Raw genomic sequence first — 14454 nt, 5'->3', positions numbered from 1 at the left:
AATGACCAAGTTCGAAATCCGCGGCCTGCGCGCCGACGTCCTCATCGGCGAGGACGAGCGGCAGGAGATCCTCAAGGGCGTTGACCTGACCGTCAACTCCGGTGAGACCCACGCCATCATGGGCCCCAACGGCTCGGGCAAGTCCACCCTCGCCTACGCGATCGCGGGCCACCCGCGCTACGAGATCACCGAGGGCGAGGTCCTCGTCGACGGCGAGAACATCCTGGAGATGAGCGTCGACGAGCGCGCCCGCGCCGGCGTGTTCCTGGCCATGCAGTACCCGGTCGAGGTCCCCGGCGTGTCCATGTCCAACTTCCTGCGCAGCTCCGTCACCGCGGTGCGCGGCGAGGCCCCCAAGCTCCGCCAGTTCTCTAAGGAGCTCCAGGGAGCGATGAAGGACCTGTCCATCGACCCGGCCTTCGCCGCCCGCGGCGTCAACGAGGGTTTCTCCGGCGGTGAGAAGAAGCGCCACGAGATCCTCCAGCTGGAGCTGCTCAAGCCCAAGGTCGCCATCCTGGACGAGACCGACTCCGGCCTGGACGTCGACGCGCTCAAGGTCGTCTCCGAGGGCGTCAACCGCGCCAAGGCGAGCGGTGAGATGGGCGTCATGCTCATCACGCACTACACCCGGATCCTCAACTACGTGAAGCCCGACTTCGTGCACGTCTTCGCGGGCGGCCGCGTCGCCGAGTCCGGCGGCCCGGAGCTGGCCGACGTGCTGGAGGCCGAGGGCTACGAGCGTTTCGTGAAGGCGGGCGCGTAACCCATGACCACAGTCCGCGAGTTCGGTCGGGCCGGGGCGGCCCCGCTCGACGTCGCGGCGATCCGGGAGGACTTCCCGATCCTCTCCCGGACCGTCCGCGACGGGCGGCCGCTGGTGTACCTCGACTCCGGGGCAACCTCGCAGAAGCCCCGTCAGGTGCTCGACGCCGAACGTGAGTTCTACGAACGCCACAACGCGGCGGTGCACCGTGGCGCGCACCAGCTCGCGGAGGAGGCGACCGACGCCTACGAGGCGGCCCGGGAGACCATCGCCCGGTTCATCGGGGCCGACGCCGGGGAGGTGGTGTTCACCAAGAACGCCACCGAGGGCGTCAACCTGGTGGCCTACGCGCTGAGCAACTCCGCGACCGCCGACGAGGAGCTGCGCCGCTTCCAGGTGGGACCCGGCGACGAGGTCGTGGTGACCGAGATGGAGCACCACGCCAACCTGGTGCCCTGGCAGCAGCTGTGCCAGCGCACCGGGGCGACGCTGCGCTGGTTCCCGGTGACCGACGAGGGCCGCCTGGACCTGTCGGGGATCGCCGACCTGGTCAACGAGCGCACCAAGGTGGTGGCGTTCAGCCACCAGTCCAACGTGCTGGGCACCGTCAACCCGGTCGGGGAGATCGTCGCCCGGGCCCGCGAGGTCGGCGCGCTGACCGTGCTGGACGCCTGCCAGTCGGTTCCGCACATGCCGGTCGACGTGGCCGCGCTGGGCGTGGACTTCCTGGTCTTCTCCGGGCACAAGATGCTCGGTCCCAACGGGATCGGGGTGCTGTGGGGGCGCCGGGAGCTGCTGGAGGCCATCCCGCCGTTCATCACCGGCGGCTCCATGATCGGCGTGGTCCACATGGAGTACTCCACCTGGGCCGACCCGCCCCAGCGCTTCGAGGCCGGTGTGCCGATGGCCCCGCAGGCCGTCGGCCTGGCCGCGGCCTGTGACTACCTGTCCCGCGTGGGCATGGAGCGGGTCGCCGAGCACGAGCACGCGCTCACCGAGTACGCGCTGGAGCGGATCGGCGCCCTGGAGGGCGTGCGGATCGTCGGCCCCACCGATGCGGTGGACCGCGGCGGCGCCGTGTCCTTCGCCGTGGACGACATCCACCCGCACGACGTGGGCCAGGTCCTGGACGACCTGGGCGTGGAGGTCCGGGTGGGCCACCACTGCGCCTGGCCGCTGCACCGCAGGCTCGGCGTCGTCGCGACCACGCGCGCGTCCTTCTACCTCTACAACACGTCGGAGGACGTGGACGCGCTCGTGGAGGCCATCAGGGCCGCGCAGAAGTTCTTCGGAACCCGGCCCTAGAGCGAGGAACAGCCTGACCATGCAGTTGGACGCGATGTACCAGGAGATCATCCTGGACCACTACCGCAACCCGCACCACAAGGGTCTGCGCGATCCGCACAACGCGGAGGCGCACCACATCAACCCCACCTGCGGGGACGAGGTGACGCTCCGGGTGGCGCTGACCCCCGCCGAGGGCTCCGGCGGCCTCGACCGCGAGGCCGTGGTCAGCGACGTCTCCTACGAGGGGATGGGCTGCTCGATCAGCCAGGCCAGCACCTCGGTGCTGACCGACCTGCTCATCGGCCGCACTGTCGCCGAGGGCATGACCACCCTGGACGCCTTCACCGAGCTGATGCAGTCCAAGGGCAAGGGCGAGCCCGACGAGGACGTGCTGGAGGACGCCGTGGCGTTCGTCGGCGTGTCCAAGTACCCCGCGCGGATCAAGTGCGCCCTGCTGGGGTGGATGGCCTGGAAGGACGCCGTGTCGCAGTCCCTGGAGAAGGAAGCCGTCTGATGAGCGAGAACGAGACGACAACGACCGAGGCCGCCGAGGGCGCCCCCCTCTCCCCGGAGGCGGAGGCGCTGGTCGAGGAGATCAGCGAGGCGCTCAAGGACGTGATCGACCCCGAGCTGGGCGTGAACGTCGTCGACCTGGGCCTGCTGTACGGGGTGAACGCCGACGACAGCACCATCACGCTGGACATGACCCTGACCAGCGCGGCGTGCCCCCTGACCGACGTGATCGAGGACCAGGCCACCAGCGCCCTGGACGAGTTCGAGCGCGAGGTCAAGATCAACTGGGTCTGGATGCCGCCGTGGGGTCCGGACAAGATCACCGACGACGGGCGCGACCAGCTGCGCATGCTGGGCTTCAACGTCTGACACGCGCCGCACGCGCGAAACGGGCCGGTCCCCCTCGGGGGACCGGCCCGTTTCGCGTGCCCGGGACCGCCGCCGCGGGGCTCCGGGGTCCCTTCCGGTGCCGTGGCGGGCGGTGGCGGTCCGCGTCGCGGGGACGGGGCGGCCCCGCGCGGTCGGGCGCGGGGGCCGCGGGAGCGTCAGGGCCTTCGGGCGCGGGCGCCCGGTTCCGTCAGTAGACGAGGGGGTTGAACTGGGGTGCGGCGAAGGTGCCGCCGGCGTGGAAGTCGACGCTGCGACCGGCGGGGACCCGGTACTGGGTGGTGGTCTTGGACGGGGAGTTGGCCCAGGTGCCCCGGATCGTCACGGAGTAGGAGACGCCGGAGGAGCTGATGCCGGTGCTGGTGCACTGACCGGGGTTGACCACGAAGGTGGTGAAGCTGCCGAAGTCGGCGTAGGCCGTGTAGTTGGAGGACACGTTGCACAGGCGGAAGGTGCCCGCGGCCGCGGCGGGGGCGGCGGTGCCCACCGCCAGGCCCAGGGAGAGCAGTAGGCCCAGGGCCATGGTGAGGGCGAGCGACTTGCCTCGTGAGAGCACGGCGGACATGGAACTCCTCAGTGTGGTCGTGGATCAGGGGGTGGGACCGCACCCGGAAGGGGGCGCTGAGTAGTCAACCACACGCGCAAGGCCACTTCTAGGGTTTGTGTGTTTTTGCTCCTGTCTTTGCATGTGTTCATGCGGACTTTGTGTGTCTTCAGTGGGTCGTAACGCCCCGTTCGCCTGGGCGGCCGGACCTCCCGGCGGTCCGGGCACACGAAGAGCGCCCGCCGCCGGGGGGCGACGGGCGCTCGTGGCGAGTCGTGCTAGTGCGCGGCGAACATGCCCGCGCGCAGCTCCGCGGCGATGTCGTTGTCACCGCGCAGGGACAGCAGGTCCACCAGCGACTGGGGGTCGGCGAAGGCCTCGTCGTCGCTGTCGGTGATCCGGCGGGAGAGGATCTTCAGGGCGTCCTCGGTGGAGGCGGGCGCGGTGTAGCCGCTCAGGTGCAGCGCCCGGGCCGTGGGGGAGTAACCGCTCAGGTCGGTGGCGGGCAGCTTGCGCGCATCCAGCCGGTCCCCGGCCACGGTGATGAACACGCGGTCGCCGGGCTGGGCGGCCTGGCGGCGCAGCAGGGGGCGCAGGGAGTCGAACGCCGGCTGGTCGCGCCAGACCAGCACCAGCAGGTCCGCGCCCGGAGCGGTCAGGCACAGCAGCCTCCCGGGCTGGAGGCCCAGGTGGGTGGCGTATCCGGTGGGCACGGCCACGGGGGCGCCGTTGAGGTGGTCGGCGGTGATGTCGATGCGGTGCCACCAGCGCCCGTCCGGGGCGCGGAAGCAGCGGGCCGCCATGGCGGGGTCGCTCGCACCCGGCCGCGAGGGCGGTGCGGGCGGCGCGACCGGGGACGTGTGCGGCAGGCCGTGGGCCTGTCCGGGGGCCGGGCCCAGCGGCACGACGCGGTGCGGATCCAGGGCGGCGGCGCCGAAGGCCGCGGGAGCCCGCTCGGGGCCGGTTCCGTGCTGCTGGGAGGGGGCGGGCTCGGCCGGGGCCGCGGACGGCTGCGCGTCCACGCGCCGCCGTATGGGCAGCCCGTTCTCGGTGGTGGCCCCCGAGTCCTCCGGGGCGGTGTGGCCCGGGTGGTTGGCGGGCATCTCCATGGGCACCGACGGGTCCGTGAACACGTGCCCGTCCCGCAGGCTCACCCCGGGGGTGCTCAGCAGCCAGGCGCGCAGCTCCTGCTGGCGGATGCCGATGCGGCTGAGCCGGATCCCGGCCTCGGTCATGCTGGGAGCGTCGCCCAGCAGTTCGCGGGTCTGCCAGCGCAGCCGGTTGGGGTCGTCGGCGATCAGCCAGCCGTTGTGCATGCGCCGGTCGGTGAACAGGGTGATGATCACCCGCCACAGCGGCGTGTTGAGGGTGGGCACGTCCACCGGGTGGTCGGGGTGGGCGTTGATCAGGCGGTCGATGGTGGTCGCCGCGCCCAGCTGCTCGGACAGCTCGCGCAGGTGCTTGGTGATCGCGGCGCCCTCGGGTGCGTTGAGCCAGCGCAGCAGGCGCTCCTCCACCTTGCGCTGGGCGGAGCGGATCTCGGTGACGTCCACCGCGATCTGCTCCGAGAGCACGCGGATGCTGATGGGGTCGGTGGCGAACAGGCGCTCGGCGGCCACCGTGCGCTCCAGTTCGGGCCAGGAGCGGAACATCTCCTCGACCAGGTCCACCAGGGGGTGCTGGCCCAGCGCCGGGGCCGGGGGGCGCTCCTGGGCGTGGTCGGGCCGCATGGCCTTGGGCGGACCGAAGCTGGGGCGGCGCAGGGTGCGCCCGGGGCCCAGCAGGGAGCTGCGGAACTGCGAGCGCAGGTCGCCCGCGCCCTCGCCGCGGGCGCCGTCGACGTCCACGGCCTCGGTGCGCAGGGCGGAACCGGGGATCATCGCGGCCGAGCTGACCATGGCCGTGGCCGCCTGCTCCGGGACCGCGGCGCCGGAGGACTCGGCCTCCTCGCCGCGCTGGGCGCGCAGGGCCCGCAGGGTGCGGATCGCGCGCGTCGCCGGGGTCTGCGGCGGGGCCGCGTGTCCGGGGCCCTCGGTCCCCGTCCCGGAACCCGTGGCGGCGGTGAGGTACTCCAGCGCGCTGTGCACGTGCTCGGGCGCGGAGTCGGGCAGCCAGTGGGCGATGGTGCGCACGGCCTCCATCATCAGGGCGGGGGAGGGGGTGGGGCCCCCGGGAAGCTCACAGCAGGGCTGCAGCGCCCGCCAGGCCACCGTGCTCAGGATGTCCATGGGGTCGCAGTCGGCGAGCGCCCACGCGCCGATCTCCTGCGGGCTCGCGGAGATGAGGCGTTCCCAGTCCCCGGCGGTGGCCACGACCGCGCCGCGCACGGGCTCGGAGAGGTCGGAGCAGTCCACCAGCTGGGTGCGCAGGCTCGGCAGGAACTCGGCCAGCGGCAGGTGCGCCCACTGCTCCAGCGCCAGGCGGGCGATGCCGTGCGCGAGCCAGGGCGGCCCCGCGATGTCCAGGACGCGTGCGACGGGCAGTGAGTGCCACCAGCCGTCGATCAGACGGTCGTGGTGGAGCAGGGGAGCCACGTCCGGCGACCTCGACCACCGCAGTGCGGGCGCGAGGTCGACGAGGCAGATCGGAGAGACGGCGTTCATCCGCTGGGGACCTCGACCTCCTGGTGTCTGCACGTGAATTGGGGAGGAACCGCACGGGCCTTCGGTTCGATGCACCACAGTACGCGCCCCTCGCCCGCGGGGAGGCCGGACGGGAGGCCGGTCCGTGCGCCACGGGCGGGCACGGCGAGCCGGGGGACAGGGGTGCCGTGAGCACTCCCCCGAGATCGTACGTCCCCTGACGCCACATGGGTACCCCCGGGCGTGCCAGGTCCGCCGCGACCGGACCGTGACTGCGTTGTGCGATGACCGTGACGAGGGCGTTCCGGCTCCCGGGCCCGCGCGGACGTGTGAGCTACCTCATAGCCGACTCCGGGTTCCTCCCGGGGCGGCCGGTCGTTGGTGTTCACGGCGCCTTCACACGGGCGCCCCCCGCGCGCAACGGGCGCGCACGACCGGTCCGGGAAGCATGGAGCCCGGCGGGGTGTGCGACACACTCCGTCCCAGGCACTCCGTCGTCGGCCGCGGGTATGCTGGAAGGGCACTGTCCTTCGCCCGGGCGACCTTTCCGGCCGGACGGCCGCGCCCGGTGGCCGACAGGGGTCGACGGTGTTCGGACACGGGTGGTGGCCGGACCGCGGCCCGACACCACGATTGCCGTACCCGCGCACCCTCGGCGCGCGCAGGCGTGGGACGGTCGAGCCGGATGATTGGTTGACGTGACAGACCTTGAGACGAATCCCCCAGCGGCCGCTCGCCCCCATAGACCGGTTCCCATCCGGTCCTACGTGGCGATCGGCGACAGCATCACCGAGGGGATGGAAGACGACAGCGGCCCCGACGGCGAGTACCGGGGCTTCGCCGACCGACTGGCGGAGCACCTGGCCACGGTGACCCCCGACTTCCGCTACGCCAACCTGGGCGTGCGCGGGCGCCGGATGCGCCACATCTTCGGCGAGCAGCTCGACCAGACGCTGGCCTGGAAGCCCGACCTGGTCACCGTCCTGGCCGGGGGCAACGACGTCCTGCGCCCGGGAGGGGACCTCGACCGGCTGGCCGAGCACTTCGAGTGGGGCATCCGCCAGCTGCGCGACGCCGGAATCCGCGTGGTGATCCTGTCCGGCCACGACACCGGGTGGATCCCGGTCCTGCGCTACTACCGCGGCCGCATCGCCGTGTTCAGCATGCACATGCGCGCCGTCGCCGAGCGCACCGGCACCGAGATCGTCGACCTGTGGGCGCTCAACGCGCTGACCGACTCCCGCGCCTGGAGCGAGGACCGCCTGCACCTCAACGGCGCGGGCCACCAGATCGTCGCCGCGCGCGTCGCCGACCTGCTCGGCTTCCCCATGGGCCCGCCCGAGTCCTGGACCGACCCGTGGACCACCCCGCCCCGCCAGCTGCCCCGCATCCTGCGCCGCCGGGAGAACCGCCGCTGGGCCCGCCAGTACCTGGTGCCGTGGCTGCGCCGCCGCGCCATGGGCCGCTCCTCCGGGGACGGCCGCCTGCCCAAGCGCCCCGAGCTGGACTACCTGCACGACGAGGACACCCGGTCCCGGATCGCCAGGAGCATCGAGGAGGGCAAGGCCTGGGAGGGCACCTACAACGGCTTCGACCCCGCCGAGAGCGCCCCCACCAGCAGCCCCTCGGGCACCAAGGGCCCCGACCCCGTGGACTGAGCGGTCCGCCCGCGCGCGGCGGCGCCCGTGCCGGACCCGGTGCGGGCGCCGTCCGCTCCGGCGCTCAGCTGCGCGACAGGGACTGGATGAGGTCGCTGATGTGCACCACGCCCAGGCACTGGCCGTAGGAGTTGGTGGCGATCAGGTCGTCGTAGACCCGCTCGTTGTCCTGGCCCGCCACCCGCAGCGCCGCCAGCGCCGACATCCACGCCGGAACCGTGCGCGGGGACTCGGCCAGCCGCAGCGCCGGACGCTTGGCGTGCAGGGCGTGCCCGTAGCGGCCCGTCACCGACAGCAGGAACCGCGTCCTGTCCACGACCCCGACCGGGCGGTCCCGGTGGTCGATGAGGATGACGCTGTTCAGCGCCGGGTCCCCGGTGAAGGACTCCAGCACCTGCTCCGCGGTGGCGTCGGAGTCCAGTCCCACGGGCGGCACCATGAACTCGGTGACCCGGGGACCGGAGTCCTCCTCCCCGCCCTGCCCGGCGCTCGGCTCGGGAACGGGGGTCACCCGCTCGCCGGGCCGCCACGCGCTGTCGGCGAAGAACGGCCCCGTGCCCACGCGTATCCCGCAGCGGCGCAGCCGCACCACGTCCTCGGCGCTGCCCACGCCCGAGGCCAGCGCGTACACGCCGCTGCCCCGGCCGATCCGCGCCAGGCCCTCCACCACGGTGGCGTGCCGCTGGTCCCCGGCCACACCGGAGACGATCGCCGGGTCGATCCGCATCAGGAACGGCGCGGCCTCCACCACCAGGTCCGGGCGCACCATCGCCGTCCCGAACCCGCACCGGAAACCCGCCGCGCGCAGCCGGGAGACCCCCGACACCACGGTCCTGCGCGCCAGCTCGGCCATGTCCGGGCTGAGCATGAAGGTGATGTCGCGCGGTCGGCGGCCCGCACGGCGCAACAGGCTCTCCACCAGGGGGGCGAACCCGTCCCCGGCCAGGATCCGCGCGGGCAGCGGCAGGACCATCGGCAGCAGGCTCTCGGACACGGAGGTCTCGCGGACCAGGGCCAGGAGCCACTCGGCGACGGCCGCCTCCTCCTGGGGGGTCACCTCCGCGTAGGAGCCCCGCGCGGAGGGCGGCGGCGAGGCGGTGACCTCGACGGCCACCACGGTCCCCGAGTCCAGGTCGACGACGGGCTGGTAGCCGGGAGCGCCCGGGGCGCGGCGGGCCACCGCACCCGGCCCGTCCGGATGCGCCGTGGGAGTGTGTTGGGGATGCAGCGCAGTCACAGTTCTCATGGTGACCCCGAAACGGTCCCACCTGAAGACTTGTCCTCCGCTGTTCCCCTCACCTTCACCGGGGCGTAGGGAGGGCGGTTCGACGGCGTTCACGTCCGGAGGCAATCGCGTACCGACGGTGAGGGGCGCCCTCCCGGACGTGTGCGGGCCCGCCCGTGGCCGTTCCCGCCGTCCCGGCCCTTCGCGTCCGCGGCGCCGCCCGGGCACGCACGACACCGCCCGCCGGGACGAACCCGGCGGGCGGTGTCGTGCGCGCGGATGCGGGGAGACCGCGTCCGGCGGGGCTCAGGCGCGGCGGAAGACCACCGCGATGTTGTGGCCGCCGAACCCGAAGGACTCGTTGATCGCCGCCACGTCGCCCGCGGGCATGTCCCGGGGCTTGTCGCGGACGATGTCCACGGCCACGCCCGGGTCGAGCTCCTCGATGTTGATGGTCGGCGGGATGCGCCCGTCGTGCAGCGCCAGGATGGTCGCGATCGACTCCACGGCGCCCGCGCCGCCCAGCAGGTGGCCGGTCATGGACTTGGTGGAGGTCACCGCGACGCGGTCGGCGACGGAGTCGCCCAGCGCGGTGCGGATCGCGCGCGTCTCGCCCACGTCCCCGGCCGGGGTGGAGGTGGCGTGCGCGTTGACGTGCACGATGTCCTCGGGGGTGAGGTCGGCGTCGGCCAGGGCCTGGGTGATGGCACGGGCCTGGCCGGTGCCCTCCGGCTCGGGCTGGACGATGTCGTAGGCGTCGTTGGTGTAGCCCACGCCCGAGGCGTGCGCGTACACGCGGGCCCCCCGGCGGGCGGCGTGCTCGGCCGACTCCAGGATGAGGATGCCCGCGCCCTCGCCCATGACGAAGCCGTCGCGGTCCTTGTCCCAGGGGCGGGAGGCGTGCTGCGGGTCGTCGTTGCGCGTGGACAGCGCGCGCATGGACGCGAACGAGGCGATGTTGAGCGGGTGGATCGCGGCCTCGGTGCCGCCCGCGATCACCACGTCGGCGCGCCCGGAGCGGATCATGTCCACACCGTTGGCGATGGCCTCGGCGCTGGAGGCGCAGGCGCTCACCGGCACGTGCGAACCGGCCCGGGCGGTGTACTCCAGGCTGATCGCGGCGGCGGGGCTGTTGGGCATGAGCATGGGCACGGTGAAGGGGGAGACCCGCTTCCAGCCCTTCTCGCGGAAGGTGTCGTACTGCTCCAGGATGGTGAGGATGCCGCCGATCCCGCTGGAGACCACCACGCCCAGGCGGATCGGGTCCACCTCGGGGGAGCCGGCGTCCTGCCAGGCCTCCTGAGCGGCGATCAGCGCGAACTGCTGGGTGCGGTCCAGGCGGCGCATGCGCGGCCTGGGGAGCTTCTCGGAGGGTTCCTGCGCGATCTGTCCGGCGAAGTGCACCGGGAGCTTCTCGTGCCACTCCTCCGGCAGCATGCTGATGCCGGAGCGGCCGTCGAGGAGCGCGGACCATGTGGTCGCGACGTCACCCCCGAGGGGGGTGGTGGCGCCGAGGCCGGTGACGACGACATCGGTCTTGGACATGATCCGATCGCCCTTCTCGTGGGTCGTTCCCGGCTGCGGGGCCGGGGGCGTTGGCGGATGTGGGGAAGCCGGTCGTGGCGGCGGGTCGGGCGGCGGGACGGGGTGGGTCCCGCCGCCCCGAACGGCCTACTTCTGGATGAAGTTGATGACGTCCTGGACCGTCTTGAGGTCCTTGAGCTGGTCGTCCGGGATCTCCACGCCGAACTTGTCCTGGGCGGCGACGGCGATCTCCACCATGGACAGCGAGTCGATGTCCAGGTCGTCGACGAAGCTCTTGTCCGGGGTGACCTCGGAGGGCTCGGTCCCGACGATCTCCTCGATGATCTCGCCGAGGCCCTTGAGGATCTCCTGCTCGCTCTGCTGGGACTGGCTCTGCTGGGACATGTCGTCTTTCTCCTTGCTCGGTGATTCGTGTCGGTTCGGGGACACCACGTGAGCCGCGGGCTCGCGGACCCGGCCGGCGTGGTGTGACCGCGGGTTCGGGCGGGTGCTCAGGGGATGCGGATCACCTGGGCGGCGTAGACCAGCCCCGCCCCGAAGCCCAGGGTGAGTACGGTGCTCCCCGACGGCAGCTCCCCGCGTCCGATCATTCGCGAGAGAGCGAGAGGGATGGACGCGGAGGAGGTGTTGCCAGCGGTGACGATATCGCGGGCCACGAGTGCCTGGGGCGCGCCCAGCTTCTTGGCGATGGCCTCCACGATGCGCAGGTTGGCCTGGTGGGGCACGAAGGCGGTCAGCTCCGAGGGCTCCACACCCGCCCTCTCCATCGCCTCCAGGGCGACCTTGTACAGCTCGGTGGTGGTCCAGCGGAAGACCGCCTGGCCCTCCTGCCAAAGGTACTTGCCCTCGCGCAGGTGGATCTTGGCGGCCCGCTCTCCGGAGGAGCCCCACACCACCGGACCGATGCCCTGCTCCTCGGAGGCGGAGACGACCGCGGCCCCGGCGCCGTCGGCGAAGATCACACAGGTGCCGCGGTCGTCCCAGTCCACCCAGTCGCTGAGCTTCTCCGAGCCGATCACCAGCACGTTGCGGGAGCTGCCGCCGCGGACCATGTCCGCGGCCACGCCCAGGGCGTAGCAGAAGCCCGCGCAGGCGGCGTTGAGGTCGAAGGCGCCCGGGGCGGTGATGCCCAGCTTGGCGGCGACGGTGGCGGCGGTGTTGGGGATCTGGTCCTGCACGGTGCAGGTGGCCACGATCACCAGGTCGATGTCCTCGGGGGACAGGCCGCCGGCGGCCAGGGCCTTGCCGCCCGCCGCCACGGCCATGCTGGTCACGGTGTCCTCGGAGCCCGCGATGCGCCGCTCCCGGATGCCCACCCGGCTCTGGATCCACTCGTCGCTGGTGTCGACGCGCTCTTCGAGGTCGGCGTTGGTCACGACCCGGGAGGGCTGGTACTCGCCGAAGGCGGTGATCGCCGCGCCTCCGAGAGTTCTCGGGGAGCTGAACATGGTTAGCCTTCCTGGTCGGTGGCCGCGGGGTTCCCGGCGTGCTCCTTGACGAGGGCGCCGGCGCGGTCGAGGTCGTCGGGGGTCTTGACCGCGAGGAGTTCGACCCCGCGCAGGGCGCGCTTGGCCAGGCCGGTGAGCGTGCCCGCCGGTGTGAGTTCGATCATCGCGGTCACGCCCAGGTCGGCCAGGGTCTGCGTGCACGCGTCCCACCGGACCGGGGAGGAGACCTGGGTGATGAGGCGCTCCAGGTACTCGGGTCCGCTCCCGACCACGGCGCCGTCGGCGTTGGAGAGCAGGCGCACCGTGGGGTCGGAGGGGGACAGGGGGGCCGCGGCAGCCCGCACCCGCTCCACGGCCGGGGCCATGTGCTCGGTGTGGAAGGCGCCCGCGACCGACAGGGAGCGCAGCCGCGCCCGCTCGGGCGGGTTCTCGGCGAAGGCCGCGAGCTGCGCGGTGGTACCGGCGGCCACGATCTGGCCGGAACCGTTGTCGTTGGCCGCGGTCAGTCCGGCGGCGGCGATCGCCGCCAGCACCTGCTCGCGGTCGCCGCCGAGCACGGCGGTCATGCCGGTCTCGGTCCGCGCCGCGGCGTCGGCCATGCCCCGGCCGCGCTCGGCCACCAGGGCCATCGCGTCCTTGGGGGACAGGACGCCGGCGATGGCGGCGGCCGTGAACTCACCGACGCTGTGACCCGCGACGGCGTCCAGCAGGGCGCCCTCGGCGGGCAGCGCGGGGGAGGGGGCGGCCAGGGGGCCGAGCACGGCGGAGGCCGCGACGAGGCCGGCCCCGACCAGCAGGGGCTGGGCGACCGCTGTGTCGCGGATCTCGTCCGCGTCCGCGGTGGTGCCGTAGCGCACCAGGTCCAGCCCGGCGACCTCGGACCACGCCTCGACCTGCGCGGAGACACCGGGCAGTTCGAGCCACGGGGAGAGGAAGCCGGGAACCTGGGCGCCTTGGCCGGGAGCAACGATTACAAGCACGACATCAACCTTGCCCTGTAGGAGATCACCGGTCAGAGGGGGAGGAGCACGAACTTACTCGACACCGTTTGTTGGGACTCCACAAAACGGTGCCGAACGTGCTCCCGCGGACCCGGAACCGGTGGGAGAGGTCACCCTCCGACGGTACGCTGCGCGCGCGCCCGCTCACGCCAGCGGTTTCCGTCCACCGGGGACACGGGGCGGCCCGCCGGCCGGGTGCCGCGGGATGCGAACCTGGAGAGGTGAACACCGAACCCCACCAGACCCCGGACGACCAGGGCGCCACGGCGGCCCCGGAGGGCGCGCACACCTCCGTCCCCACGGAGCAGGAACGCGTGCGGGCCGAGACCGTGCGCCGCCTGGAGCGCTCCATGGGCGCGCTCGGCACGGCCGCCGTGGCCCGCATGGAACAGCGCCTGGGCTGGTTCCGCCGGATGTCGGCCGAGGACCGCTCGTGGATCGGCCTGGTCGCCCAGTCCGGGGTGGCCGCCTTCGTCGACTGGTTCCGCAACCCGGTGCGCGGCCGCCCGGCCATCACCGTCGAGGTCTTCGGCACCGCGCCGCGCGAGCTCACGCGCTCGGTCTCCCTCCAGCAGACCGTTGACATGATCCGCGTGGTCATCGACGTGGTCGAGGGCCAGGTGGAGGAGCTGGCCGCCCCCGGCGGAGCCCAGCAGCTGCGCGAGGCCGTGCTGCGCTACACGCGTGAGGTGGCCTTCAGCTCCGCGAAGGTCTACGCGCGCGCCGCCGAGGCGCGGGGCGCGTGGGACGCGCGCCTGGAGGCCCTGATCGTGGACGCCCTGCTGCACGGCGACCAGGAGGACGGCCTCCAGACCTGGGGTTCGGCGCTGAGCTGGTCGCACACCCCGGTCGTCGCGGTGGCCGGGGAGGTCGGCGACGACGACGGCGGCAAGGTCTTGGACGACCTGCGCTCGGCCGCGCGCCGCCTCGGCCACGACGTGCTGGCCGGGATGCAGGGCCGCCGCGTGGTCGTGGTCATCGGCGTGGGGGACCGCTACCCGGCGGAGGACCTGCCCGCGGCCGCCGCCGAGCCGCTGGCCGGGCTCTTCGGCTCGGGTCCGGTGGTGGTGGGGCCCGCCGTCCCCGACCTGCGGTCCGCGGGGGCCTCGCTGCGCGCCGCGGTCAACGGGCTGCGGGCCGCCGTGGCCTGGCCGGACGCGCCGCGCCCGGTGCTCGCCGACGACCTGCTGCCCGAGCGCGCCCTCCAGGGCGAGGCCGAGGCGCGCGGGCAATTGGTCGAGGAGGTGTACGTGCCCCTGCTGGGCGCGGGGTCGCCCCTGCTGGACACACTCTCGGTGTACCTGGAGCACGCCTCGTCGCTGGAGGCCACCGCGCGGATGCTGTTCGTGCACCCCAACACGGTCCGCTACCGGCTCAGCCGCATCGCCGAGCTCACCGGGCGCACGCCCTCGGACGGGCGCGGCTCCTTCGTCCTGCGGGTGGCGGTCGCCCTCGGGCGGCTCGCGCGGACCGACGACGCCTGACCTCTCCGGGGTCGGCC

Annotated in this window: 13 protein-coding genes; 6 read left to right on the top strand and 7 right to left on the bottom strand. The window is 73.1% G+C overall.

The window, feature by feature from the left end:
• Window position 1: 1 nt before the first annotated feature.
• From sufC to ACSTA4_RS19855, 4 genes are read left to right on the top strand one after another with little or no spacing between them, the layout of a single operon-like run.
• On the top strand, window positions 2-763 hold the full coding sequence (gene sufC / locus ACSTA4_RS19870; protein WP_013153977.1) for a Fe-S cluster assembly ATPase SufC: 762 nt from the start codon (window positions 2-4) through the stop codon (window positions 761-763).
• 3 nt (window positions 764-766) lie between these two features.
• Window positions 767-2068, top strand: a complete 1302-nt coding sequence (locus ACSTA4_RS19865) for a cysteine desulfurase (protein ID WP_444960572.1) — start codon at window positions 767-769, stop codon at window positions 2066-2068.
• A 19-nt stretch (window positions 2069-2087) separates the two neighbouring features.
• Window positions 2088-2564, top strand: a complete 477-nt coding sequence (sufU, locus tag ACSTA4_RS19860) for a Fe-S cluster assembly sulfur transfer protein SufU (protein ID WP_013153975.1) — start codon at window positions 2088-2090, stop codon at window positions 2562-2564.
• A complete protein-coding gene (locus tag ACSTA4_RS19855; RefSeq protein ID WP_212643647.1) occupies window positions 2564-2932 on the top strand; it encodes a metal-sulfur cluster assembly factor in 369 nt (122 codons plus the stop codon). The genes sufU and ACSTA4_RS19855 overlap by 1 nt, the downstream gene beginning before the upstream one ends.
• Before the next feature lie 208 nt (window positions 2933-3140).
• Here ACSTA4_RS19855 and ACSTA4_RS19850 read toward each other — a convergent pair whose 3' ends face one another.
• A complete protein-coding gene (locus tag ACSTA4_RS19850; RefSeq protein ID WP_444960571.1) occupies window positions 3141-3515 on the bottom strand; it encodes a hypothetical protein in 375 nt (124 codons plus the stop codon).
• 257 nt (window positions 3516-3772) lie between these two features.
• Complete coding sequence (locus ACSTA4_RS19845; RefSeq protein ID WP_444960570.1) at window positions 3773-6097, bottom strand: hypothetical protein; 2325 nt, start codon at window positions 6095-6097, stop codon at window positions 3773-3775.
• A gap of 746 nt (window positions 6098-6843) precedes the next feature.
• Here ACSTA4_RS19845 and ACSTA4_RS19840 point away from each other — a divergent pair.
• On the top strand, window positions 6844-7734 hold the full coding sequence (locus ACSTA4_RS19840) for an SGNH/GDSL hydrolase family protein (protein ID WP_041552783.1): 891 nt from the start codon (window positions 6844-6846) through the stop codon (window positions 7732-7734).
• A 64-nt stretch (window positions 7735-7798) separates the two neighbouring features.
• On the opposite strand, the gene ACSTA4_RS19835 is transcribed toward ACSTA4_RS19840, so the two are convergent.
• The 5 genes from ACSTA4_RS19835 to ACSTA4_RS19815 form a co-directional block, all read right to left on the bottom strand.
• Complete coding sequence (locus tag ACSTA4_RS19835; RefSeq protein ID WP_444960569.1) at window positions 7799-8980, bottom strand: EAL domain-containing protein; 1182 nt, start codon at window positions 8978-8980, stop codon at window positions 7799-7801.
• A gap of 285 nt (window positions 8981-9265) precedes the next feature.
• On the bottom strand, window positions 9266-10504 hold the full coding sequence (gene fabF / locus ACSTA4_RS19830; protein ID WP_248771219.1) for a beta-ketoacyl-ACP synthase II: 1239 nt from the start codon (window positions 10502-10504) through the stop codon (window positions 9266-9268).
• Window positions 10505-10630: 126 nt separating this feature from the next.
• Window positions 10631-10888, bottom strand: a complete 258-nt coding sequence (locus ACSTA4_RS19825; protein WP_047871741.1) for an acyl carrier protein — start codon at window positions 10886-10888, stop codon at window positions 10631-10633.
• Between the two features lie 107 nt (window positions 10889-10995).
• The gene (locus tag ACSTA4_RS19820) at window positions 10996-11952 is read right to left on the bottom strand and encodes a beta-ketoacyl-ACP synthase III (protein ID WP_444960568.1); all 957 of its coding nucleotides are present in this window, start codon (window positions 11950-11952) and stop codon (window positions 10996-10998) included.
• A 2-nt stretch (window positions 11953-11954) separates the two neighbouring features.
• Window positions 11955-12932 (bottom strand): ACP S-malonyltransferase, encoded by a 978-nt coding sequence (locus ACSTA4_RS19815; protein WP_444960567.1) that lies wholly within the window; start codon window positions 12930-12932, stop codon window positions 11955-11957.
• 242 nt (window positions 12933-13174) lie between these two features.
• On the opposite strand from ACSTA4_RS19815, the gene ACSTA4_RS19810 reads away from it, so the two are divergent.
• Complete coding sequence (locus ACSTA4_RS19810) at window positions 13175-14437, top strand: PucR family transcriptional regulator (RefSeq protein WP_248771217.1); 1263 nt, start codon at window positions 13175-13177, stop codon at window positions 14435-14437.
• The last annotated feature ends 17 nt before the right edge of the window (window positions 14438-14454 follow it).

This window comes from Nocardiopsis sp. M1B1 (genome assembly GCF_052466615.1).
This window is presented reverse-complemented; position numbering and strand designations above follow the sequence as displayed.

Excerpts from the sequence above, each read along its gene's own strand:
- ACSTA4_RS19850 (WP_444960571.1), bottom strand. The coding sequence starts at position 3,515 with ATGTCCGCCGTGCTCTCACGAGGCAAGTCGCTCGCCCTCACCATGGCC.
- sufC (WP_013153977.1), top strand. The coding sequence starts at position 2 with ATGACCAAGTTCGAAATCCGCGGCCTGCGCGCCGACGTCCTCATCGGC.
- ACSTA4_RS19825 (WP_047871741.1), bottom strand. The coding sequence starts at position 10,888 with ATGTCCCAGCAGAGCCAGTCCCAGCAGAGCGAGCAGGAGATCCTCAAG.
- ACSTA4_RS19845 (WP_444960570.1), bottom strand. The coding sequence starts at position 6,097 with ATGAACGCCGTCTCTCCGATCTGCCTCGTCGACCTCGCGCCCGCACTG.
- fabF (WP_248771219.1), bottom strand. The coding sequence starts at position 10,504 with ATGTCCAAGACCGATGTCGTCGTCACCGGCCTCGGCGCCACCACCCCC.
- ACSTA4_RS19835 (WP_444960569.1), bottom strand. The coding sequence starts at position 8,980 with ATGAGAACTGTGACTGCGCTGCATCCCCAACACACTCCCACGGCGCAT.
- ACSTA4_RS19865 (WP_444960572.1), top strand. The coding sequence starts at position 767 with ATGACCACAGTCCGCGAGTTCGGTCGGGCCGGGGCGGCCCCGCTCGAC.
- ACSTA4_RS19820 (WP_444960568.1), bottom strand. The coding sequence starts at position 11,952 with ATGTTCAGCTCCCCGAGAACTCTCGGAGGCGCGGCGATCACCGCCTTC.
- sufU (WP_013153975.1), top strand. The coding sequence starts at position 2,088 with ATGCAGTTGGACGCGATGTACCAGGAGATCATCCTGGACCACTACCGC.
- ACSTA4_RS19855 (WP_212643647.1), top strand. The coding sequence starts at position 2,564 with ATGAGCGAGAACGAGACGACAACGACCGAGGCCGCCGAGGGCGCCCCC.